This window comes from Halorubrum kocurii JCM 14978, assembly GCF_000337355.1.
Lineage (GTDB): Archaea > Halobacteriota > Halobacteria > Halobacteriales > Haloferacaceae > Halorubrum > Halorubrum kocurii.
This window is the reverse complement of the sequence record NZ_AOJH01000068.1, coordinates 1-19,876: the sequence shown is the minus strand read 5'-3', so window position 1 is coordinate 19,876 and position 19,876 is coordinate 1. Positions and strand designations below refer to the sequence as shown.

Below are 19,876 nucleotides of genomic sequence, written 5' to 3'. Positions count from 1 at the left end.
CCGGCGACTGGTACTTAAAGGTAGGCGGCGACGGGGCGATCCCGTCGGCGTTTCGACGCGGTCGACCGCCTGAATCGGCGGAAGCGCGCGCGCACTTTCGCAAACACCTTATACGTCGCTTGTGGAGTTTCAGGCGATTAGTAGCATGGCGAGACCAGAGGTGCTCGACCGGATCAAAGAGGCTGAAACGGAGGCGGACGAGATCATCGCGAAGGCGGAATCGGACGCCGACGAGCGCCTCGCCGAGGCTCGACAACGCGCGGATGAGATCCGCGCGGAGGCCGAGGAAGAGGCGGACTCCGAGGCCGACGACCGGCTGGCGGCGGCCCGCGAGGAGATCGAGGAACGCCGCGAGGAGATCCTCGAATCGGGTCGTGCCGACCGCGACGAGCTCGAACGCGAGGCCCGCGACCGCGTGGACTCGGCCGTCGACTACGCCGTCGAACGGTTCGAAGAAGCGGTGAACCAACAGGCCGAGGAGGCGGTGGATGCTCAGGCCTGAGCGGATGAGCAAGGTGTCGGTGACGGGCTCGAAGCGCGTCATCGACGATGTGATCGAGGCGACGTACGAACACCACTCCCTGCACGTCACCGACTACGACGAGCGCTACGAGGGGTTCGCGCCCGGCGAGTCGCTCGACGGCGCGGAGACCGTTAACGAGCGACTCGTCACGGTCCGCTCGCTGGAGAGCATCCTCGACGTCGAGGGCGACGAGGCCGACGAGGCCCGCCCGCTCGACGACGAGGAACTCGAGGCGGAGCTCGCCGACGTGCGCGACCGCGTCAACGAGCTCAACGACCGCCAAGACGAGCTGAAAGGCGAGATCCGCGACCGCGAGGAGGAGATCGAGCGGATGGAGCCGTTCGCGGACCTGGGAATCGAGCTCGACCTGCTCGGCGGCTACGACTCGCTCGAAGTCGTCGTCGGCGAGGCGAAGCCGGATGCGGTCGAGGCGGCGCTCGCCGACGCGGACGGAATCGACGCGTTCGAGGTGTTCGCCGGAGGCGACGTCGTCGCGATCTTCGCGCGACCCGCCGAGGGCGCCGAGGAGGGCGTCCTGCAGGACTCGCTCGTGGGCGTCGACATCGCGCTGCTCGAGGTGCCGGGCGCGGACGCCAGCCCGAGCGACTACGTCGCAGAGCTGGAGCGCGAACGCGATGGACTGCTGAAGGACCTCGACGAAGTTCAGGCCGAGCTCGCGGCGGTGAAGGAGGAGGCGGCCGGCTTCCTGCTGCGCGCCGAAGAGCGGCTCACCATCGAGGCCGAGAAGAAGCAGGCGCCCCTCTCCTTCGCGACCACCGAGAACGCCTTCATTGCCGAGGGGTGGGTCCCGACCGAGACGTTCCCCGACCTGCAGACGGCTATCGCCGACGCGGTCGGCGACCACGCCGAGGTCGAGGAGCTGGAGCGCGCGTCGTTCACCCCCGACGGCGACCACCACACCGAGGCGGTCGCTGACGGCGGCGGCGAGCGCGAGGCGGCCACGGACGGCGGCCACGCGACCCACGGCAGCGACGACCCGCCGGTCGTCCAGGACAACGGGGGCGCGGCCGGCCCCTTCGAAGTGCTCGTGCGAGGCTTCGGGCGGCCGAAGTACTCGGAGTTCGACCCGACGCTTCTGGTCTTCCTCACATTCCCGCTCATGTTCGGCTTCATGATCGGCGACGTGGGCTACGGCGTGCTGTACGCCGCGATCGGCGCCTTCCTGTACAGCAGGTACGACGGGACGTTCCGCGAACTCGGCGCCGTCGCGCTGTGGGCCGGCGGCTTCACGATCCTGTTCGGCATCTACTTCGGCATCGACGTGTTCGGCTACCACGCCTACCAGCTGCTGCCGGGCGATATCCACTGGCCCGTCGACGGGAAGGGGCTCTCGCCCGCCGACATCGACTGGGCGCTGTCGTTCCTCGTCGCCAGCGTGCTGTTCGGACTCGTTCACCTGAACGTGGGGCACGTCCTCTCGTTCGTGAGCAACTACCAGCAGCACGACCTGAAACACGCGATGTACGAGGGCGGCTCGTGGCTGCTGATCCTCAACGGCGCGTGGATCTGGATCTTCAGCCAGCAGCTCCCCGGTCCGAAGCCGGAGTTCCTGTTCGAGTCGTTCTCCATCCTCACCTTCGGCGCGGTATCGTTCGCCGGCTTCCCGGTCGCGGTCGGGTACGCCGCCATCGCGGCCATCGTGCTCGGGATCGTCCTGCTCGCGATCGGTGAGCCGCCGGAGCTCGCCGAGGTGCTCGCGCCGATCGTCAACGTGATCTCGTACGCCCGGATCATGGCGGTGCTGCTCGCGAAGGGCGGGATGGCGCTCGCCGTGAACCTGCTCGCGTTCGGCGCGTACATTGACGACGGCGGAGACGGGAGCTTCCACTTCATCTTCAGCGCCGACTACCTCGCCGAGGTCCAGAACACCGCCGACTACGAGCTGGTCTTCGCGGGGATGACGACCGCGTTCAACAGTCCCGAATCCAGCGCCATCGTCGGCATCCTCGCTCTCGTCGCGGGTGTCGTCGTCGCGGTCGTCGGGCACATCGTCGTCCTCGCGCTCGGGGTCACCTCCGCCGGCATTCAGGCGGTGCGTCTCGAGTACGTGGAGTTCTTCGGGAACTTCTACGAGGGCGGCGGCGACTCGTACCTGCCGTTCGGCTACGACCGGCGGTACACCGCCGAGGACGACTGACCGCGACGGACGCAAAATCGCCGACGCGGTCCGGTCCGCCCCGAGTCCACCTTCGGGGGCCGCCTCCGCGAATCGCCTCGCCGGCGTCGCACGGAGCGCGAGAATCACCGTTGTCAGTCGTATCTCTCTTTCGAATCAGGGGCGCTCTATTCGGTTGTTTTGGGAAGCTTTATGACCACTGTGGCGGCAACTAGCAACTGTTCGGAGACGAGCAACCGCAACTACTACCAATGCTTGAAGCTACCAACGAACTCGGGAACGTCGCACTGCAGGCCGGTGGAACGCTGACTGACGCCAACGCCGCGGCAGCACTCGCTGTCGGGCTGGCGGCGCTCGGCGCGGGCTACGCCGAGCGAGGTATCGGTTCGGCGGCCGTCGGCGCGATGGCCGAGGACGACGACCTCTTCGTCAACGGGCTCATCCTGACTGTCCTTCCCGAGACGATCGTCATCCTCGCGCTCGTCGTCGTCTTCATCGTCTAAGCGGCACTCCCTTTCACACCAATGAGTTTGGACACTGTCGTTGAGGACGTTCGAGACGAAGCCCGCGCGCGTGCAGAGGAGATCCGCGAGGCGGCGGAGTCCGAGGCCGACGAGATCGTCGCCGAGGCGGAGACCGACGCCGAGCGCATCCGCGAGGAGCGGCTCGCAGAGGTCGATCGACAGATCGATCAGGAACGCGAGCAGACCCTCTCCTCGGCCAAACTCGAGGCCAAACAGGAGCGGCTCGGCGCCCGTCGCGACGTCTTGGAAGACGTCTACGACGACGTCGAGGCCGCCATCGAGGGGCTCGACGGCGACCGCCGCCGCGAGCTGACCGAGACGCTGCTCGACGCGACCCTCGCGGAGTTCGACGACGACGAGGACGTCGCCGTCTACACCCGCCCCGAGGACGTCGAGCTCGTCGAGGAGCTCGTCGAGGACCGCAACGCCGAGGTCGACGGCGAAGTCGACTGCCTCGGCGGGGTCGTCGCGGAGAGCGATACCTCTCGCGTTCGCGTGAACAACACGTTCGACTCGATCCTGGAGTCCGTCTGGGACGACGAGTTGAAGAACATCTCGGAGCAGCTGTTCGACCAATGAGCGCCGTCGGGAGCTCGAACCCAGAGTACGTCGTCGCGCGGGTTCGTGCCCGCCGCGGCAGCCTCTACGGCGACGAGGAGTACCGGAAGCTGACCCGGATGGGCCCGGCGGAGATCGCCCGGTTCATGGAGGAGTCGAGCTACGGCGCAGACATCAACGCCCTCGGCAGTCGGCACGGCGGCGTGGACCTGATCGAGTACGCGTTGAACCGGAACCTCGCCGGGCAGTTCGACGACATCCTCGACTGGAGCGAGGGGTCGCTGTACGACCTGATCGCCCGGTACCTCCGCAAGTTCGACGCCTGGAACGTGAAGACGGTCATCCGCGGAGCCTACACGGACGCGGACCAGTCGGCGATAGAGGTCGACCTGATCCGCGCTGGGGAGTTCGACGGCCGCCGGATGCGGCGGCTGCTCGAGGCCGACTCGATCGACGCCGTCGTCGAGGTGCTCGAAGACACGATCTACGGGGACCCGCTGCGGGAGGCGTACGGCGAGTACGAGGAGACGGACACGCTCGTGCCGCTGGAGAACGCCGTCGACCGCGCGTTCTACGAGCGCCTCCTGTCGGGACTCGGCAACGCAGAGCCGACCCGGCAGTACGAGGCGTTCCTCAAGGCGGAGGTCGACTTTCGGAACGCGACGAACGCCCTCCGGCTCGCCCGGTCGGGCGCGGACATCGACCCCGCGGCGTACTTCATCGAGGGCGGCGAGCTGTTCACCCGCGACTCGCTCGCGCGGCTCGCGCGGAACCTCGACGAGCTCGTGGAGTACATCGGAGACAGCCAGTACGGGGAGGAGCTTGGGCCGGCGCTTCGCGAGCTCGAGGAGGCGGACAGCCTCATCGCGTTCGAGCACGCGACCGACGCCGCCCTGCTGGCGTACGGCGACCGGCTCGGCACGATTCACCCGGTGTCGGTCACCCCGATCATCTCCTACATCCTCGCGAAGGAGCGCGAGGTGGAGAACATCCGGGCGATCGCCCGCGGGAAGGAGGCCGGGCTGCCGGTCGACCAGATCGAATCGTAGCTGGTGATAACATGAGCCAGGAGATCGCCGTCGTCGGGAGCCCTGAGTTCACCACCGGGTTCCGGCTCGCCGGCGTGCGGAAGTTCGAGAACGTACCGGACGACGAGAAGGACGAGCGGCTCGACGACGCCGTCGAACGGACCCTCGGCGACGAGGACACCGGCATCATCGTGATGCACGACGACGACCTCGACCACCTCTCGCGGGGGACCCGCGAGTCGGTGGAGGGGAGCATCGAGCCCGTGCTCGTGACCCTCGGCGGGTCCGGCGCCGGCAGCGGCGGGCTGCGCGACCAGATCAAACGAGCCATCGGGATCGACCTGATGGAGGAGGACGACTAATATGAGTAAAGCAGAATCCACGGAGACCACCATAAGCGAAGACGGTGTTATCCAGAGCGTGAGCGGTCCGGTCGTGAGCGCCCGCGACCTCGACGCCCGCATGAACGACGTCGTCTACGTCGGCGACGAAGGCCTCATGGGGGAAGTGATCGAGATCGAAGGCGACATCACGACCGTTCAGGTGTACGAGGAAACCTCCGGGGTCGCCCCCGGCGAGCCCGTCGAGAACACGGGCGAGCCGCTGTCGGTCGACCTTGGTCCGGGCATGCTGGACGCCATCTACGACGGCGTCCAGCGGCCCCTGGACGTGCTGGAGGGCAAGATGGGCAGTCCGTACCTCGACCGCGGGGTCGACGCGCCCGGCATCGACCTCGAGAAGGAGTGGGAGTTCGAGCCCACGGTCGAGGTCGGCGACGAGGTCGGCCGCGGGGACGTGGTCGGCGTCGTCGAGGAGACGGTCACCATCGACCACAAGGTGATGGTGCCGCCGGACGCGCTCGAGGAGGACGAGACCACCGAGGTCACCGCCATCGAGGCGGGGTCGTTCGACGTCACCGAGACGGTGGCCGAACTCGCCAACGGCACGGACGTGTCGATGCACCAGGAGTGGCCCGTCCGCGAGGCGCGCCCCTCCGAGAACAAGAAGACGCCCCGGACGCCGCTGGTGTCCGGGCAGCGCATCCTCGACGGCCTGTTCCCCATCGCGAAGGGCGGGACGGCCGCGATCCCGGGGCCGTTCGGCTCGGGGAAGACGGTCACCCAGCACCAGCTCGCGAAGTACGCCGACGCGGACATCATCGTCTACGTCGGCTGCGGCGAGCGCGGCAACGAGATGACCGAGGTCATCGAGGACTTCCCCGAGCTGGAGGACCCGGCCAACGGCAACCCGCTGATGGCCCGCACCTCGCTCATCGCGAACACCTCGAACATGCCCGTCGCGGCGCGTGAGTCCTGCATTTACACGGGGATCACGATCGCCGAGTACTATCGCGACATGGGGTACGACGTGGCGCTGATGGCGGACTCCACCTCGCGGTGGGCGGAGGCCATGCGCGAGATCTCCTCCCGGCTGGAGGAGATGCCCGGCGAGGAGGGGTACCCCGCGTACCTCGCCGCCCGGCTCGCGCAGTTCTACGAGCGCGCCGGCTACTTCGAGAACGTCAACGGGACGGAGGGGTCCGTCTCGGCGATCGGCGCGGTGTCGCCGCCCGGCGGCGACTTCTCCGAGCCGGTCACCCAGAACACCCTGCGCATCGTGAAGACGTTCTGGGCGCTCGACGCGGACCTGGCGGAGCGCCGCCACTTCCCGTCGATCAACTGGAACGAGTCGTACTCGCTGTACAAGGACCAGCTCGACCCGTGGTTCGAAGACGAGGTCGCAGACGACTGGGCGACGAAGCGCCAGTGGGCGGTCGACGTGCTCGACGAGGAGACCGAGCTGCAGGAGATCGTCCAGCTCGTCGGGAAGGACGCCCTCCCCGACGACCAGCAGCTCACCCTGGAGGTCGCCCGCTACCTGCGCGAGGCGTACCTCCAGCAGAACGCGTTCCACCCGGTCGACACGTTCTGTCCGCCGGAGAAGACGTACCTCATGCTGACGACGATCGAGACGTTCAACGACGAGGCGTTCAAGGCGCTCGAAGCGGGCGTCCCCGTCGAGGAGATCGTCGACACCGAGGCCGCCCCCCGGATCAACCGGATCGGCGTCCAAGAGGACTACGAGGAGTACGTCGAGGAGCTCAAATCGGAGATCGCCGAGGAACTCCGGAGCCTCTACTAACATGAAAGAGTATCAAACCATCACCGAGATCAGCGGCCCCCTCGTGTACGCCGAGGTCGACGAGTCGATCGGCTACGACGAGATCGTCGAGATCGAGACGGCACAGGGGGAGACGCTGCGCGGACAGGTGCTCGAATCCTCGGAGGGCGTCGTCGCCATCCAAGTGTTCGAGGGCACCTCCGGTATCGACCAGAACGCGTCCGTCCGCTTCCTGGGCGAGACGATGAAGATGCCCGTCACCGAGGACCTGCTCGGACGGGTCCTCGACGGCTCCGGCCGCCCGATCGACGACGGTCCGGAGATCGTCCCCGAGGAGCGTCAAGACATCGTCGGCGCGGCGATCAACCCGTACTCCCGGGAGTACCCCGAGGAGTTCATCGAGACGGGCGTCTCGGCGATCGACGGGATGAACACCCTCGTTCGCGGCCAGAAGCTCCCGATCTTCTCCAGCTCCGGCCAGCCGCACAGCGAGCTGGCGATGCAGATCGCCCGGCAGGCCAGCGTGCCCGAAGAGGAGGAGGGCGACGACGAGGAGAGCTCCGAGTTCGCCGTCATCTTCGGCGCGATGGGGATCACACAGGAGGAGGCCAACGAGTTCATGGAGGACTTCGAGCGCACCGGCGCGCTAGAGCGCTCCGTCGTCTTCATGAACCTCGCGGACGACCCCGCCGTCGAGCGGACGGTCACCCCGCGGATGGTGCTCACCACGGCCGAGTACCTCGCCTTCGAGAAGGACTACCACGTCCTCGTCATCCTGACGGACATGACCAACTACTGCGAGGCGCTCCGCGAGATCGGAGCGGCCCGCGAGGAGGTCCCTGGTCGGCGTGGCTACCCCGGATACATGTACACTGACCTGGCGCAGCTGTACGAGCGCGCCGGGCGGATTCAGGGCCGTGAGGGCTCGGTCACGCAGATTCCGATCCTCACGATGCCGGGCGACGACGACACCCACCCGATCCCGGACCTGACCGGGTACATCACGGAGGGGCAGATCTACGTCGACCCCGACCTGAACAGTCAGGGCCTGCAGCCGCCGATAAACGTGCTTCCCAGCCTGTCGCGGCTGATGGACGACGGGATCGGCGAGGGGCTCACCCGCGAGGACCACGCCGACGTGAAAGACCAGATGTTCGCGGCGTACGCGGAGGGCGAGGACCTGCGCGACCTCGTGAACATCGTCGGTCGCGAGGCGCTCTCGGAGCTGGACAACAAGTACCTGGACTTCGCGGACGCGTTCGAGTCGGAGTTCGTCGACCAAGGCTTCGACCAGAACCGCGACATCGAGGAGACGCTGGAGATCGGCTGGGACCTGCTCTCGATGCTCCCGAAGGACGCCCTCAACCGGATCGACGAGGAGTTCATCGAGGAGTACTACCGCGAGGACGACTCGGAGCGGCAGGTCGTCGAAGCGGCCGACTGACGCCGCCTTCTTTCCACTCTTTCGCGCCCGTTCCGGCCAGCGGCGGCGCTGAGGGACGGCTCCGACCGGCTGCTCGCGCGACCCGGTAGGTTTTGGTCGTCCGCGACCGTGTACCCATATGACACGGCCGGAGTTCCCGAGGTCCGAACGGGGGTCCGAACGGTCGACCCGCGCGTCCGGTTCGGCGACGTCCGCGAGCACCGACGCCGTCGACGAGGCGCTGAAGACCCGCACGATGGACGAGGCGCCGGTCGGGATCACGATCGCGGACGCGACGGAGCCGGACATGCCGCTGATCTACGTGAACGCGGCGTTCGAGCGGATGACCGGGTACTCGACGTCCTACGCGGTCGGTCGGAACTGCCGGTTCCTGCAGGGCGAGGCGACCCGCGAGAAGCCGGTGCGTCAGATGCGCGCCGCGATCGAGAACGGGGAGCCCACGACCGTCGAACTCCGAAACTACCGGCGGGACGGCGAGCTGTTCTGGAACGAGGTGACGCTCGCGCCGCTCCGGGACGAGGCGGACGAGATCGCGTACTACGTCGGCTTCCAACAGGACGTCACGCGCCGCAAGCGGGCCGAAGAGGCCGCTGCGGAGCGCGCGGAACGGGTCGAACGCGAGCGGACCGGGCAGTCCCGCCTGCTGGAGCGGCTGGACGGCGTCGTTGCCGACGTGACAGAAGCCGTGGCGCTGGCGTCGTCACGGGACGAGCTCCGACGGGACGTGGTGCGGAGCATCGCGAACACGTACACCGGCGCGTGGATCGGGACGTACGATCCGGCGACCGAAACGGTCGAACCGAAAGCGACGGCGGGCGAGGTCGGGCCGGACATCGAATCTATCTCCATGGACTCCACGGAGGGCAGCGCTCGCTCGGCGAGCCCCGTCGTCGCGGCGGCGGTCGAGGACCGGCGCGTGCAGCTCGAACCGATCGAATCCACCGAGCCGGCCGAGGCGGCCGCGGTCGCCGGCGTGCCGCTCTACTTCGGCGAGGCGACCTACGGCGCCATCGCGGTCTACGCACAGACCGAGGAGTTTCAGCGGCACGAACGCGACGTGCTGACGGCGCTCGGTCGGACCGTCGCGATCGGCATCAACGCGCTCGAGAGCCAGCGGACGCTCCGGGGGGACAACGTCGTCGAGTTCGAGCTGGCGCTCGGCGACCACCCGCTGGGGGCGTTCGCCGAGGCGCTGTCCTGCTCGCTCCGCCACACCGGGACCGTCGGCGATCGGGGCGAGCAGTCGTTGCTGTTCGAACTCGACGGCGCGACGGGGGTCGACGACGAGCGTGTCCACGCGGCCGCCGAGGCAGCGGGCGTCACCGTCCACGCGATCCTCGCCGCGGAGACCGCCGCAACCCTGGTCGAGCTGTCCGTCGACCAGACGCCGCTGGAGGGGCTTCTCAGGGAGTACAGCGGCGAGCTGTGTCGCTGGTCGGTCGAAGACGGCGTCGCGGTCGCGACGATCGAAGTCGGTCGGGAAGCCTTGGCGCGGTCTCTCGCAGCCGACGCGATGGAGGACCTGCCGAACGCGGACCTCCGCAGCTATCGGCGGCGGGAACACACCCACCGGACGCATCGCGGGTTCGTCGGCGAGATCGAGTCGCAGTTGACGGAGCGACAGCGCGCCGCGCTGGTCCGCGCGCACACGAGCGGGTACTTCGCGTGGCCACACGAAACGAGCGGAGACGAGATCGCCGAGTCGATGGGCGTCACCCGATCGACGTTCCACCAGCACTTGCGAGTGGCACAGCGCAAGATCGTGGCGGCGATCGTCGACCAGTGAACGGGGCCGGCCGGCCGCGACCACCTCGCTTCGAGCAGGTGTGACCGGTTCTCAGCGGAGAGCCACACTAGTTGGGTACGCCGTTTAGTACGGATCTTCACATATCTTTACCCGCGCCATGATGGCACAACCCGGTAGCGAAGGGATCTGGCTCTGGATAGGGACGCTAGGGATGCTCCTCGGGATGTTGTACTTCATCGCGAGGGGGTGGGGGGAGACCGACAGGCGGCGGCAGGAGTTCTACATCGTAACGATCTTCATCACCGCCATCGCGTTCGTCAACTACCTCGCGATGGCGCTCGGGTTCGGGTTAACGACGATTACGCTCGCCGGTGAAGAGGTTCCGATCTACTGGGCACGGTACACCGATTGGCTGTTCACGACGCCGCTTCTGCTCCTCGACCTCGGTCTGCTCGCCGGAGCGAACCGGAACGAGCTCGCCTCGCTGGTGGGCCTCGACGTGCTGATGATCGGTACCGGTGCGATCGCGACGCTGTCGACGAGCGCGGCCGTGCTCGGCGCCGGCGGGAATCGTCTCGTCTGGTGGGGCGTCTCCACCGGCTTCCTGCTGGTGCTCCTGTACATGCTGTACGGCTCGCTCGACGAGAAGGCATCCCGGTTGTCCGGCTCGGCCGCGTCGACGTTCAGCACCCTTCGGACGCTGATCGTCGTCATCTGGCTGGTCTACCCCGTCTGGTGGCTCCTCGGGACCGAAGGGCTGCAGATCCTCACGCTCAACATTGAGACGGCAGGGTTCATGGTCCTCGACCTCGTCGCGAAGGTCGGCTTCGGGTTCATCCTGCTGTCGAGCCGCGAGGTCCTCGACGCCGCCGGCTCGGCGACGGCCGAGCCCGGAGCGGCGGACTGATAGAAACGTCCGAGCGCGCCCGACGAGGTCGGGACGCTCGGCGGTGGCGGAGGATCGACGGCTGCCGACCGACGGCGTGTCCCGCGAACCGACACGTCGTGTGAACCGACGGCGCGGCTGCACCGGTTTCGAGGGCGGGCGGTCCGTCCGTCTGCGTTCGGTCTCTCCTCGCGGTCCGCGTGCCGGCCGCGCCGTTCCGCAGTTCGGTTAGCGTCGTCAGCCGCTCGTCGAGCGGCGGAAGCGACGGCGGCGACCGACCGACAGCGCCGGACGGACCGCAGAGCGGCGAGCGCGGGAATCCGTCGACAAACAATAAAAGGTTAACAGGCTCGGTTCGTTATCTCCCTCCAATAGATGGCCAAGGACGTCAAACCGACTCGCAAGAACCTGATGGCGATCGAGGACCGCATCGAGCTCTCCGAGCGCGGTCACGACACGCTCGAACAGAAGCGTGACGGCCTCATCATGGAGTTCATGGACATCCTCGATCAGGCGCAGGACGTCCGCTCGGACGTGTCCGAGAACTACGAGACGGCCCAGCGCAAGATCGACATGGCCCGCGCGATGGAGGGCGACGTCGCCGTCCGTGGCGCGGCCGCGGCGCTGAAAGAGCACCCCGAGATCACGACCCAGTCGAAGAACATCATGGGCGTCGTGGTCCCGCAGATCGAGTCCTCGAAGGTGAAAAAGAGCCTCGACGAGCGGGGGTACGGACTGCTCGGGTCCTCCGCGCGGATCGACGAGGCCGCGGACGCCTACGAGGAGCTGCTGGAGAAGATCATTCTCGCCGCTGAGGTCGAGACGGCGATGAAGAAGATGCTCACGGAGATCGAGACCACGAAGCGCCGCGTGAACGCCCTCGAGTTCACGCTGCTCCCGACCCTCTACGAGAATCAGGAGTACATCGAGCAGAAGCTCGAAGAGCAGGAGCGCGAGGAGATCTTCCGCATGAAGAAGATCAAGGCCAAGAAGGAAGAAGAGGAGAAGGCGGAGGCCGAGGCGGCCGCCGAGGTCGAAGCCGCCGCGGTCGAGGACCCCGAACCCGCCGACTGAGGCGGCCGGTCGAGTCCGTTTCGCGGAGTCGCCCCCTTTTGAATCCGCTCGCCGCCGCCGCTCCGTCAGCGACGCCTTTTCGCTGCGTCAGCGACGCCTTTTCGCTGCGTTAGCCGCCGTCGACGAGTCGGAAGCCGTCGCTTCGAGGTCGAATTTAGTGTGTATCAACCACATTATTATACAATATTAAGACCTGCAAACCGGCGGCTGATGGAATATGGCGGTCGGCGGGGTATGGAGATGGACGAGATGCGGCGGTCGACAGGATGTAGCGATCGACGGAATGTGCCACGCGGAGAATGCCGCGACCGACGAACTGACGTTTCCGGCGGAAGGCCGCGCTGACAGCGCGGGCCACGGCGTCGCGGTCGGGCGGCCCATCGGGAAACCCACGAATAAGTTATCTGTGGTCGGGGGGAGGTTACGGAGATATAGAATTGTGCTGACTATACACAACTATTTTATCCGTGAGCGGGATACGGTGTAGTGAGCAGAAATGTGCGAAACCCAAACGACTGTTCGCAGCAACCGGAGGGCAGAGTGATGTCAGGTCTCGAGATCCCCACGTGGGACCCCCAGACGGCGATGCTGATCGGGGCGATCCTGGTCGAGGCGGTCCTGCTGTACGTCGGTTACGGGGGGCTCGAACGGCTCGTCGGTCCCCGTCTCATGCGGGTGATCGTCGGAGGGTCGAAAGATGTTCAGTAACCTGATAGGAGTCGTCGACACCTCGCCGGAGATGCTGGCGCTGTTCGTCGGCTTCGGGCTGGTCGTCGGGCTGCTCTTCGGCTTCTTCGGCATGGGAGGCTCCTTCCTCGTGACGCCCGCGCTGTTGATGTTGGGGTATCCGGCCTCCGTCGCGGTGGGGAGCGGAATGGCGTTCGTCTTCGGGACGGCGGTGATCGCGACGCTGAAACACCACGACCTCGGGCAGGTCGACTACAAGCTCGGGGCGATCATGATCGCCGGGACGACCGTCGGGATCGAGGTCGGCCGAGCCAGCGTGTTCTACCTGGAGGCGCTGGGGCTCGCCGACGGGATCATCAGCGTCGTCTACGTGTTCCTGCTCGGCGGTATCGGGCTGATGATCACGCGCGAGGCGCTCTCGAACGATAGCGACGGCGGCATCGACCACGACGCGGCCGCCGACGAGGACCTGAGTGAGTACGAGATTCCGGACATCGCCAAGCGGATCCAGGAAACCGTCCGGATCCCGCCGATGGTCACGCTCCGCGGCGACGTCCACGTTTCGGCGTGGGTGATCACCGCGGTCGCCTTCTCGACGGGAGTGCTCTCGGGGTTCCTCGGCGTCGGCGGCGGATTCATCAGGATGCCGGCGATGATCTACGCGATCGGCGTCCCCACGCCGGTCGCCGTCGGGACCGACCTCTTCGAGATCGTGTTCTCCGGCGGGATCGGGAGCTACCTGTACGGGCAGAGCGGGGGCGTGGACCTCGGTATCGTCGCCCCCCTCCTGTTCGGGAGCGCGCTCGGCGCCCGCATCGGCTCCGCGGCGACCGCCGTGGTCGACGCCGACGACATCAAGGTGTACTTCGGCGGCATGCTGCTCGCCGGCTCCGTGGCGGTGGGCATCGGCGAAATCGGGACGTACCTCGGGAACGAGACCTTGGAGACGCTGGGACTCGTCCTCGTGATCGGCGCCGCGGTCGTCGTGGCCGCGGCGATCGTCTTCACGACGCTCCGCTCGCTCCGGGCGTCTCGGGGTCGCGTGTCCGCCACGGTGGACTGATATCGCTCGGCCGACGGGGGATCGACTTCGCCGCGGTCGACGGCCACATTCATACTCGCCACGGTCGTCGTGGCTGACATGCCCTGTCCTCGCTGTGACGCCGACGTCGTCGCGTTCGCGGTTCCGACCGCGGTTCGGGACCACGCACCGGCGGCGGAGACGGCGGTCTGCACCCGCTGTCTCCGGACGTTCCCCGCCGTCGACGCCGACGCCGGCGGCGCGGTCGAAAGCGACCCCGACCTCTCCGCGGTCGATCCCGCGTTCCCCGCCGGCGAGGCAGGCGTCGCGCTGGCGCTCGCCTGCGGCCACCTCGAATCGCTCGCGCTCAACCGGGCGTCGATCGAGGCGCTCGTCGAGCACGCGGAGCGGTCGGGCGCAGACGCCTTCGCGTTCTTCGAGCGGCTCGACGCCGACGACGCCGCGTTCGATCTCGACCGGCGGCGCTCGGCGCTGCTCGACATGCTGTGAGTTTCCGCGGTCCCCCGCCGTCGGCGGCTCACCCGTCGTCGTCGATATCGATCCCGTCGGGGTCGTTCCACTCGTCGGTCTCGTCGTCCTCGCCGTCGTCCGCCTCGGTCCCGGCCGGGCCCAGCCCCTTCTCCCCGCGCCGACGCTCGTGGACCGCGAGGCCGGCCTTGCGCGCGTCGCTGCCCTGCGCGTAGGGGTCCTCGGAGGGGTCGTAGTCGAGCTCGCCGCGCTCGAACACGTACGCGAAGAAGCCGAACAGCGGGACGAAAAAGCAGATGAGCGCCCACTTCCGCCGGTCCATTCCGTGGTTCGGTGCGTCGAGATACGCGTAGGCAGCGAAGGCGACGAGCCACACGAGCGGGACGCCGACGAGGATGACGACGACGAGCGGTTGCATACCCTCGCTTCGACCTCGACGATATAAACGCACGGGTGGGTTCGGCGGCTCGGCGTCGAGCGAGCCCCGAAGGACACTATCCGGCGGAGCCCGTACCACACCCATGCACGTCTTCTGGCACCGACGCGACCCGCGCACGCGGGACAACGCCGGCCTCGCGGCGGCCGCACGCGCGGGGACCGTCCTCCCCGTGTTCGTCTACGACGACGACCTGTTCGAGACGACGGGCGCGCGCCAGCGCGCGTTCGTCCTCCGCCACGTCAAGCGACTGAAGGCGCGGTACCGCGAACTCGGGAGCGACCTCGTCGTTCGGGTCGGCGACCCCGAGTCGGTCCTCGTCGAGCTCGCCGACGAGCACGACGCCGACGCCGCGTTCTACAACGAGTACTACCGGCCGGCCCGACGCGCTCGCCAACGGGCCGTCGAGGCGGCCCTCGGGAGCGTCGGGGTCGCGACCGAGGCCCACACCGACGCCGTGTTGGTCGATCCGGGTCGGTTGGCGGAGCGGTATCCGAACCACGGCCGGTTCCGCGACGACTGGGACGCCGTTCCGAAGCGGGACCCGCGTCCGGAGCCCGATCCGGCGGCGCTCGCGACCGTGCGCGACGGGGAGGCGGTCCCGGAGCCGGACGCCGACATCGACCTCCCGACCGCGGGGTACGAGGCCGCGCGCGACCGGTTCGACGGGTTCCTCGAGTACGGGATCCGGTCGTACGCCGACACGCGCGACGACCTCGCTCGAGCCGTCGAGGCGCCGACCCGGGCCGTCTCGCGCATGTCGCCGTACCTCGCGGCGGGCGCGATCGGGATCCGGGAGCTGTGGGCGGACGCGACCGCCGCGTTCGAGGCGGCGACGGGCGACGAGCGCCGCAACGTCGACAAGTACCGCGACGAGCTGTCGTGGCGCGAGCAGATGTACCACCTGCTGTACCACAACCCCGATCTGGCCGTCTCGAACTACAAGGCGTTCCCCAACGAGATCGCGTGGCGCGAGTCCGACGCGGACTTCGAGGCGTGGACGCGCGGGGAGACGGGGTACCCGCTCGTCGACGCGGGGATGCGCCAGCTGAACGCGGAGGGGTACGTCCACAACCGCCCGCGGCAGGTGGTCGCGAGCTTCCTGACGAAACACCTCCTGATCGACTGGCGGCGCGGGGCGCGCTACTTCACGAAGCAGCTGATCGACCACGACCACGCCTCGAACCACGGCGCGTGGCAGTGGACCGCCTCCACGGGCACCGACTCGGTGGACGTGCGCATCTTCGACCCGGTGGCGCAGATGGCGAAGTACGACGACGAGGCCCGCTTCGTGAAGGCGCACGTCCCCGAGCTCCGCGACGTGCCCCCGGAGAAGATCGTCGACTGGCCGACCCTCTCGCGGGGCGAGCGCGAGGGGCTGGCGCCGGACTACCCGGAGCCGATCGTCGACCGCGACGAGGGGTACGAGCGCGCCCAGCGGGTGTTCGAGGAGGCGCTCGGGAAGCGGTGAAGGTCGGGCAGACGGTGAAGGCGGGGCAGACAGTGAGAGCCGGGAAGACGGTGAGAGCCAGGAAGACGGTGAGAGCCAGGAAGACGGTGAGGGCCGGGAAGACAGTGAGAGCCAGGAAGACGGTGAGAGCCAGGAAGACGGTGAGAGCCAGGAAGACGGTGAGGGCCGGGAAGACGGTGAGGGCCGGGCGGTCCGCTCGATAAAACTCCGTTTCGGAACCGAGTCCTTTTCGGGGACCGCTGAGAACACCGTGCTCATGTCCTCCGTCACGATCGCGGACGTCGAGGCCGCCGCCGATCGGCTCGAACCGGCGGCGATCGTCCAGCGCACGCCCGTCGAGCGCAGCCGGTCGCTGAGCGAGCGGTGCGGCGCCGACGTGCGCCTCAAGATGGAACACCTCCAGCGCACCGGCTCGTTCAAGACGCGGGGCGCGTACAACGCGATCTCTCGAGCCGTCGCCGAGTCCGGGGCGGGAACCGACGCCCCCGAGATCGACCGGGTCGTGGCCGCGAGCGCGGGCAACCACGCGCAGGGGGTCGCGCTCGCGGCCTCCGGCGCGGGGATCGACGCGACCGTCGTGATGCCTGAGTCGGCGCCGGCGGCGAAGATCGAGGCGACCCGCGGGTACGGCGCCGAGGTCGTGCTGCGCGGGAGCGCGTTCCCGGAGGCGATGGCGCACGCGCAGACCCTGATAGACGATCCCGGGACGCGGTTCGTCCACGCGTTCGACGACCCGGACGTGGTCGCCGGACAGGGGACGCTCGGGCTGGAAGTGCTCGAGCAGGTGCCCGGGGTCGACACCGTGCTCGTCCCGGTCGGCGGCGGCGGGCTCGCTGGCGGGGTCGCGACCGCGGTCAAGGCGCGCTCGCCCGAGACGCGGGTCGTCGGCGTCCAGACAGAGGGCGCCTCGACGCTCTCGGAGAGCCTCGCGGCCGGCGAGCTCGTGACGCGCGGGGAGCCCGACACGATCGCCGACGGGATCGCGACCGGCGGGCTGAGCGACCTCACCTTCGGGCTTCTGGAGGAGCACCTCGACGAGGTGGTCGTCGTCAGCGACGACGACGTGGCGAGCGCGATCCTGCTCCTCCTCGAACGCGCGAAACAGATGATCGAGGGCGCGGGCGCGACCGCCGCGGCCGCTCTCCTGAACGACGGCGCCGTCGACGTGCTCGATCTGGCCGGCGAGACGGTGGTCCCGCTGCTCTGCGGCGGAAACATCGACGTCACGACGCTGAAGGAGGTGGTGACGCACGCCCTCGTGGACCGGGACCAGCTGATCGAGCTGTCCGTCCGGATCGACGACACGCCCGGCACGATGGGGGAGATCACCACCCTGATCGGCGGGGAGCGCGCGAACATCCGGACGGTGCGCCACGAGCGCAGTCGCCCGGACCTCCCGGTGGGCGACGCCGACCTCGTGTTCGAGGTGGAGACCAACGGGCCCGCCCACGTCGACCGGGTCCTGACGGCGGTGCGCGAGGCGGGCTACGAAGTGGAGTGGACGACGCGGGAGGCGTCAGTGACCCACGACTGAACTCGTGGGCTTCCTCCTCTGTGAAGATAGGCAATCGTCTGTTTATAAATGGGACTGCGGTGGCGCGTGCCGGCGAGCGCCCGCAGGGCGCGAGTCGCACGCGCGAGGGACGCCGCGAGCGACCGGAGGGAGCGAGCGGCGAGGCTGGGGAGGTGCGAGGTGCTGTGCGGAGCGGTGCGGCTGGGGCTGTGGCGGTGTTCTCCGCTAACCGACGGTTAACCACTTATAAATGGACGGCCGAGGCTTTGCGGCGTCCGTCACCGATCCGCCGTCGACAACGACCAGTTAACCTCGAGTAGACGAACCGACAGAGAACACGTCTTCGTCCTCTCGCCCGATCCGACGGTTTAAAAGTCTCACCACAGCAACGACCCGCTAATGAGTCTCGTCGTTACCGACACCCTGGCAGACGAGCGCGTCGATTTCACGGCCGACGGCGACGTCACGCTGTACGTCTGCGGTCTGACGGTGTCGGACGACCCCCACCTCGGACACGCCCGCCTGTGGTTCCACGCCGACGTGCTCCACCGGTGGCTCGACCACCTCGGCTACGACGTGCGTCACGTCGAGAACGTCACCGACGTCAACGAGAAGATCACGGCCCGGATCGGCGAGCGCGACGAGTGGGCCGCCGAGCGCGACGTGGCCGAGGCGTTCACCGCGACCACCTTCGACGCGATGCGCGGACTGAACCTCAAACGGGCCGAGGTGTACCCCCGCGTCACCGAGCACGTCCCGGAGATCCGCGACCTCGTCGAGACGCTGATCGAGAAGGGGTACGCCTACGAGTCGAACGGCTCCGTCTACTTCGACGTGACCGGCTTCGACGGCTACGGGAAGCTCTCGAACCAGGACGTCGAGGACCTCGAGGCGCAGGGCGAGCCGGACGAGCGGTCCGAGAAGCGCAACCCGGCGGACTTCGCGCTGTGGAAGGCGGACGGCGTGAGCGAGACCGCCGCGCGCGAGCACGCGAAACACGACCACGGCGCCGAGACCCCGAGCGGCGAGACGTGGGACTCCCCCTGGGGCGAGGGCCGCCCCGGGTGGCACGTCGAGTGCTCGGCGATGTCCACGACGCACCTCGGCGACACCCTGGACATCCACATGGGCGGGCGCGACCTGGTCTTCCCGCACCACGAGAACGAGATCGCGCAGTCGGAGGCGGCCACCGGCGAGACGTTCGCGCGCCACTGGCTCCACGTCGGCCTGCTGGCGATGGACGGCGAAAAGATGTCCTCCTCGATCGGAAACTTCTGGACCGTGCCGGACGCCCTCGACGAGCTCGGCGTCAACGTGGTCCGCACCTTCTACGCCGGCGCCGCCTACCGCTCCGAGCAGGCGCTCACCGAGGAGACGATCGCGGAGGCCGAGGAGCGCTGGGAGCGGCTCTCCCGGACCTACGACCGCGCCGTCGACGCGCTCGACTCCACCGAGGCCCGTGCGAAGGCGACCGACGACGAGCTCCGCGAGGCGGTCGCGACGGCCCGCGACGACTTCGCGGCCGCGATGAACGACGACTTGAACCTCCGGGAGGCGACCGCGGCGCTGTTGGACCTCACCGACGCCGTGAACCGCCACGTGGACGCGGTCGAGGACGGGGCGGGAGACGGCGCCGGCGCCGACGCCGAGACCGCCTACGACTACCGCGGCCTCCGCGAGGCGGTCGAGGCGTTCGACGACCTCGCCGGCGGCGTGCTCGGGCTCCAGTTCGAGTCGACGACGGACGGCGACGTAGACCTGGCCGGCGAGCTGGTCGAGCTGGTGCTCGACGTGCGCGAGGCGGAGCGCGAGGCGGGTAACTACGAGCGCGCCGACGAACTCCGGGACGCGCTTCGTGACGTTGGCGTTGAGATTGAAGATGGTCCGGACGGCGCGACGTACCGATTCGAGTAATACGGAACTTCGTGTTTCGCCGGCGGGGTTGTCGGTGTGGTGATAGTAGCGGAAATCGCGGCCGTTCGCTTATAAATGGCTGATGACGGATCCGCGGCGAACACCGCCAAAGCCCCAGCCGCGAAGCCGCCGCACACTCGCTGTGCTCCTCCCTCGTTCGCTCCGCTCACTCGTTCCGGTGCTTGCGTCGTCTGCGGCGGCTTCGCGACTGCCCCTTTGAGTCCCGCCCCACCCAGCACCGCAACCGCACCTCACGCCTCCCCAGCCTCGTCGGGCGCGTCTTCGGGCTCCCTTCGGTCGCCC

At 68.2% G+C, this 19,876-nt stretch carries 19 protein-coding genes; 18 read left to right on the top strand and 1 reads right to left on the bottom strand.

Annotated elements, in window-relative coordinates; translation table 11 throughout:
- The first annotated feature begins 145 nt into the window (after positions 1–145).
- The 14 genes from ahaH to C468_RS10415 all read left to right on the top strand — a co-directional run bounded on the left by ahaH (position 146) and on the right by C468_RS10415 (position 14,260).
- Positions 146–502: an ATP synthase archaeal subunit H gene (ahaH, locus tag C468_RS10475; RefSeq protein WP_008848858.1), complete on the top strand. Its 357-nt coding sequence runs from the start codon at positions 146–148 to the stop codon at positions 500–502.
- Entirely contained in the window at positions 489–2,681 is a 2,193-nt protein-coding gene (locus C468_RS10470) for a V-type ATP synthase subunit I (protein WP_080510631.1), read from the top strand. The genes ahaH and C468_RS10470 overlap by 14 nt, the downstream gene beginning before the upstream one ends.
- A gap of 230 nt (positions 2,682–2,911) precedes the next feature.
- Positions 2,912–3,163: a hypothetical protein gene (locus C468_RS10465; RefSeq protein ID WP_004049078.1), complete on the top strand. Its 252-nt coding sequence runs from the start codon at positions 2,912–2,914 to the stop codon at positions 3,161–3,163.
- Between the two features lie 21 nt (positions 3,164–3,184).
- Positions 3,185–3,763: a V-type ATP synthase subunit E gene (locus tag C468_RS10460; protein WP_008848856.1), complete on the top strand. Its 579-nt coding sequence runs from the start codon at positions 3,185–3,187 to the stop codon at positions 3,761–3,763.
- Complete coding sequence (locus C468_RS10455; RefSeq protein WP_008848855.1) at positions 3,760–4,791, top strand: V-type ATP synthase subunit C; 1,032 nt, start codon at positions 3,760–3,762, stop codon at positions 4,789–4,791. The genes C468_RS10460 and C468_RS10455 overlap by 4 nt, the downstream gene beginning before the upstream one ends.
- Positions 4,792–4,802: 11 nt before the next feature.
- Positions 4,803–5,132, top strand: coding sequence for a V-type ATP synthase subunit F (locus C468_RS10450; protein ID WP_008848854.1), 330 nt, complete (start codon positions 4,803–4,805; stop codon positions 5,130–5,132).
- Position 5,133: 1 nt separating this feature from the next.
- Positions 5,134–6,912: a V-type ATP synthase subunit A gene (locus tag C468_RS10445; RefSeq protein ID WP_049912179.1), complete on the top strand. Its 1,779-nt coding sequence runs from the start codon at positions 5,134–5,136 to the stop codon at positions 6,910–6,912.
- Between the two features lies 1 nt (position 6,913).
- Positions 6,914–8,335: a V-type ATP synthase subunit B gene (locus C468_RS10440; RefSeq protein ID WP_008848852.1), complete on the top strand. Its 1,422-nt coding sequence runs from the start codon at positions 6,914–6,916 to the stop codon at positions 8,333–8,335.
- A gap of 118 nt (positions 8,336–8,453) precedes the next feature.
- Positions 8,454–10,121 carry a PAS domain-containing protein gene (locus tag C468_RS10435; RefSeq protein ID WP_008848851.1) on the top strand — a complete coding sequence of 556 codons (1,668 nt, stop codon included), beginning with the start codon at positions 8,454–8,456 and terminating at the stop codon, positions 10,119–10,121.
- A 118-nt stretch (positions 10,122–10,239) separates the two neighbouring features.
- Positions 10,240–10,989, top strand: coding sequence for a bacteriorhodopsin (locus C468_RS10430; RefSeq protein ID WP_169330907.1), 750 nt, complete (start codon positions 10,240–10,242; stop codon positions 10,987–10,989).
- A 354-nt stretch (positions 10,990–11,343) separates the two neighbouring features.
- The gene (locus C468_RS10425) at positions 11,344–12,042 is read left to right on the top strand and encodes a V-type ATP synthase subunit D (protein ID WP_008848849.1); all 699 of its coding nucleotides are present in this window, start codon (positions 11,344–11,346) and stop codon (positions 12,040–12,042) included.
- 543 nt (positions 12,043–12,585) lie between these two features.
- Positions 12,586–12,750: a DUF7512 family protein gene (locus tag C468_RS18635; RefSeq protein WP_008848848.1), complete on the top strand. Its 165-nt coding sequence runs from the start codon at positions 12,586–12,588 to the stop codon at positions 12,748–12,750.
- Positions 12,740–13,792, top strand: a complete 1,053-nt coding sequence (locus C468_RS10420) for a sulfite exporter TauE/SafE family protein (protein WP_008848847.1) — start codon at positions 12,740–12,742, stop codon at positions 13,790–13,792. Before C468_RS18635 ends, C468_RS10420 begins: the two co-directional genes overlap by 11 nt.
- A gap of 78 nt (positions 13,793–13,870) precedes the next feature.
- Entirely contained in the window at positions 13,871–14,260 is a 390-nt protein-coding gene (locus C468_RS10415; RefSeq protein ID WP_008848846.1) for a DUF6276 family protein, read from the top strand.
- A gap of 28 nt (positions 14,261–14,288) precedes the next feature.
- Here the strand turns inward: C468_RS10415 and C468_RS10410 are convergent, their stop codons facing one another.
- Complete coding sequence (locus C468_RS10410) at positions 14,289–14,657, bottom strand: hypothetical protein (RefSeq protein WP_008848845.1); 369 nt, start codon at positions 14,655–14,657, stop codon at positions 14,289–14,291.
- Between the two features lie 103 nt (positions 14,658–14,760).
- Here C468_RS10410 and C468_RS10405 point away from each other — a divergent pair, with 103 nt between their 5' ends.
- The 4 genes from C468_RS10405 (at position 14,761) to cysS (ending at position 19,573) form a co-directional block, all read left to right on the top strand.
- Positions 14,761–16,146 carry a cryptochrome/photolyase family protein gene (locus C468_RS10405; RefSeq protein WP_008848844.1) on the top strand — a complete coding sequence of 462 codons (1,386 nt, stop codon included), beginning with the start codon at positions 14,761–14,763 and terminating at the stop codon, positions 16,144–16,146.
- On the top strand, positions 16,143–16,349 hold the full coding sequence (locus C468_RS18080) for a hypothetical protein (protein ID WP_008848843.1): 207 nt from the start codon (positions 16,143–16,145) through the stop codon (positions 16,347–16,349). The genes C468_RS10405 and C468_RS18080 overlap by 4 nt, the downstream gene beginning before the upstream one ends.
- Before the next feature lie 53 nt (positions 16,350–16,402).
- The gene (ilvA, locus tag C468_RS10400) at positions 16,403–17,680 is read left to right on the top strand and encodes a threonine ammonia-lyase (protein WP_008848842.1); all 1,278 of its coding nucleotides are present in this window, start codon (positions 16,403–16,405) and stop codon (positions 17,678–17,680) included.
- Positions 17,681–18,058: 378 nt separating this feature from the next.
- Positions 18,059–19,573 (top strand): cysteine--tRNA ligase, encoded by a 1,515-nt coding sequence (cysS, locus tag C468_RS10395; RefSeq protein WP_008848841.1) that lies wholly within the window; start codon positions 18,059–18,061, stop codon positions 19,571–19,573.
- Positions 19,574–19,876 lie beyond the last annotated feature (303 nt).

What these genes read in the sequence shown, in the direction of transcription:
- C468_RS10410 (WP_008848845.1), bottom strand. Translation starts at nt 14,657, where the DNA reads ATGCAACCGCTCGTCGTCGTCATCCTCGTCGGCGTCCCGCTCGTGTGG.
- C468_RS10430 (WP_169330907.1), top strand. Translation starts at nt 10,240, where the DNA reads ATGATGGCACAACCCGGTAGCGAAGGGATCTGGCTCTGGATAGGGACG.
- C468_RS10435 (WP_008848851.1), top strand. Translation starts at nt 8,454, where the DNA reads ATGACACGGCCGGAGTTCCCGAGGTCCGAACGGGGGTCCGAACGGTCG.
- C468_RS10415 (WP_008848846.1), top strand. Translation starts at nt 13,871, where the DNA reads ATGCCCTGTCCTCGCTGTGACGCCGACGTCGTCGCGTTCGCGGTTCCG.
- C468_RS10460 (WP_008848856.1), top strand. Translation starts at nt 3,185, where the DNA reads ATGAGTTTGGACACTGTCGTTGAGGACGTTCGAGACGAAGCCCGCGCG.
- C468_RS10450 (WP_008848854.1), top strand. Translation starts at nt 4,803, where the DNA reads ATGAGCCAGGAGATCGCCGTCGTCGGGAGCCCTGAGTTCACCACCGGG.
- C468_RS10425 (WP_008848849.1), top strand. Translation starts at nt 11,344, where the DNA reads ATGGCCAAGGACGTCAAACCGACTCGCAAGAACCTGATGGCGATCGAG.
- C468_RS18635 (WP_008848848.1), top strand. Translation starts at nt 12,586, where the DNA reads ATGTCAGGTCTCGAGATCCCCACGTGGGACCCCCAGACGGCGATGCTG.
- C468_RS10405 (WP_008848844.1), top strand. Translation starts at nt 14,761, where the DNA reads ATGCACGTCTTCTGGCACCGACGCGACCCGCGCACGCGGGACAACGCC.
- C468_RS10455 (WP_008848855.1), top strand. Translation starts at nt 3,760, where the DNA reads ATGAGCGCCGTCGGGAGCTCGAACCCAGAGTACGTCGTCGCGCGGGTT.
- C468_RS10470 (WP_080510631.1), top strand. Translation starts at nt 489, where the DNA reads ATGCTCAGGCCTGAGCGGATGAGCAAGGTGTCGGTGACGGGCTCGAAG.
- C468_RS10445 (WP_049912179.1), top strand. Translation starts at nt 5,134, where the DNA reads ATGAGTAAAGCAGAATCCACGGAGACCACCATAAGCGAAGACGGTGTT.
- ahaH (WP_008848858.1), top strand. Translation starts at nt 146, where the DNA reads ATGGCGAGACCAGAGGTGCTCGACCGGATCAAAGAGGCTGAAACGGAG.
- ilvA (WP_008848842.1), top strand. Translation starts at nt 16,403, where the DNA reads ATGTCCTCCGTCACGATCGCGGACGTCGAGGCCGCCGCCGATCGGCTC.
- cysS (WP_008848841.1), top strand. Translation starts at nt 18,059, where the DNA reads ATGAGTCTCGTCGTTACCGACACCCTGGCAGACGAGCGCGTCGATTTC.
- C468_RS10440 (WP_008848852.1), top strand. Translation starts at nt 6,914, where the DNA reads ATGAAAGAGTATCAAACCATCACCGAGATCAGCGGCCCCCTCGTGTAC.
- C468_RS10420 (WP_008848847.1), top strand. Translation starts at nt 12,740, where the DNA reads ATGTTCAGTAACCTGATAGGAGTCGTCGACACCTCGCCGGAGATGCTG.
- C468_RS10465 (WP_004049078.1), top strand. Translation starts at nt 2,912, where the DNA reads ATGCTTGAAGCTACCAACGAACTCGGGAACGTCGCACTGCAGGCCGGT.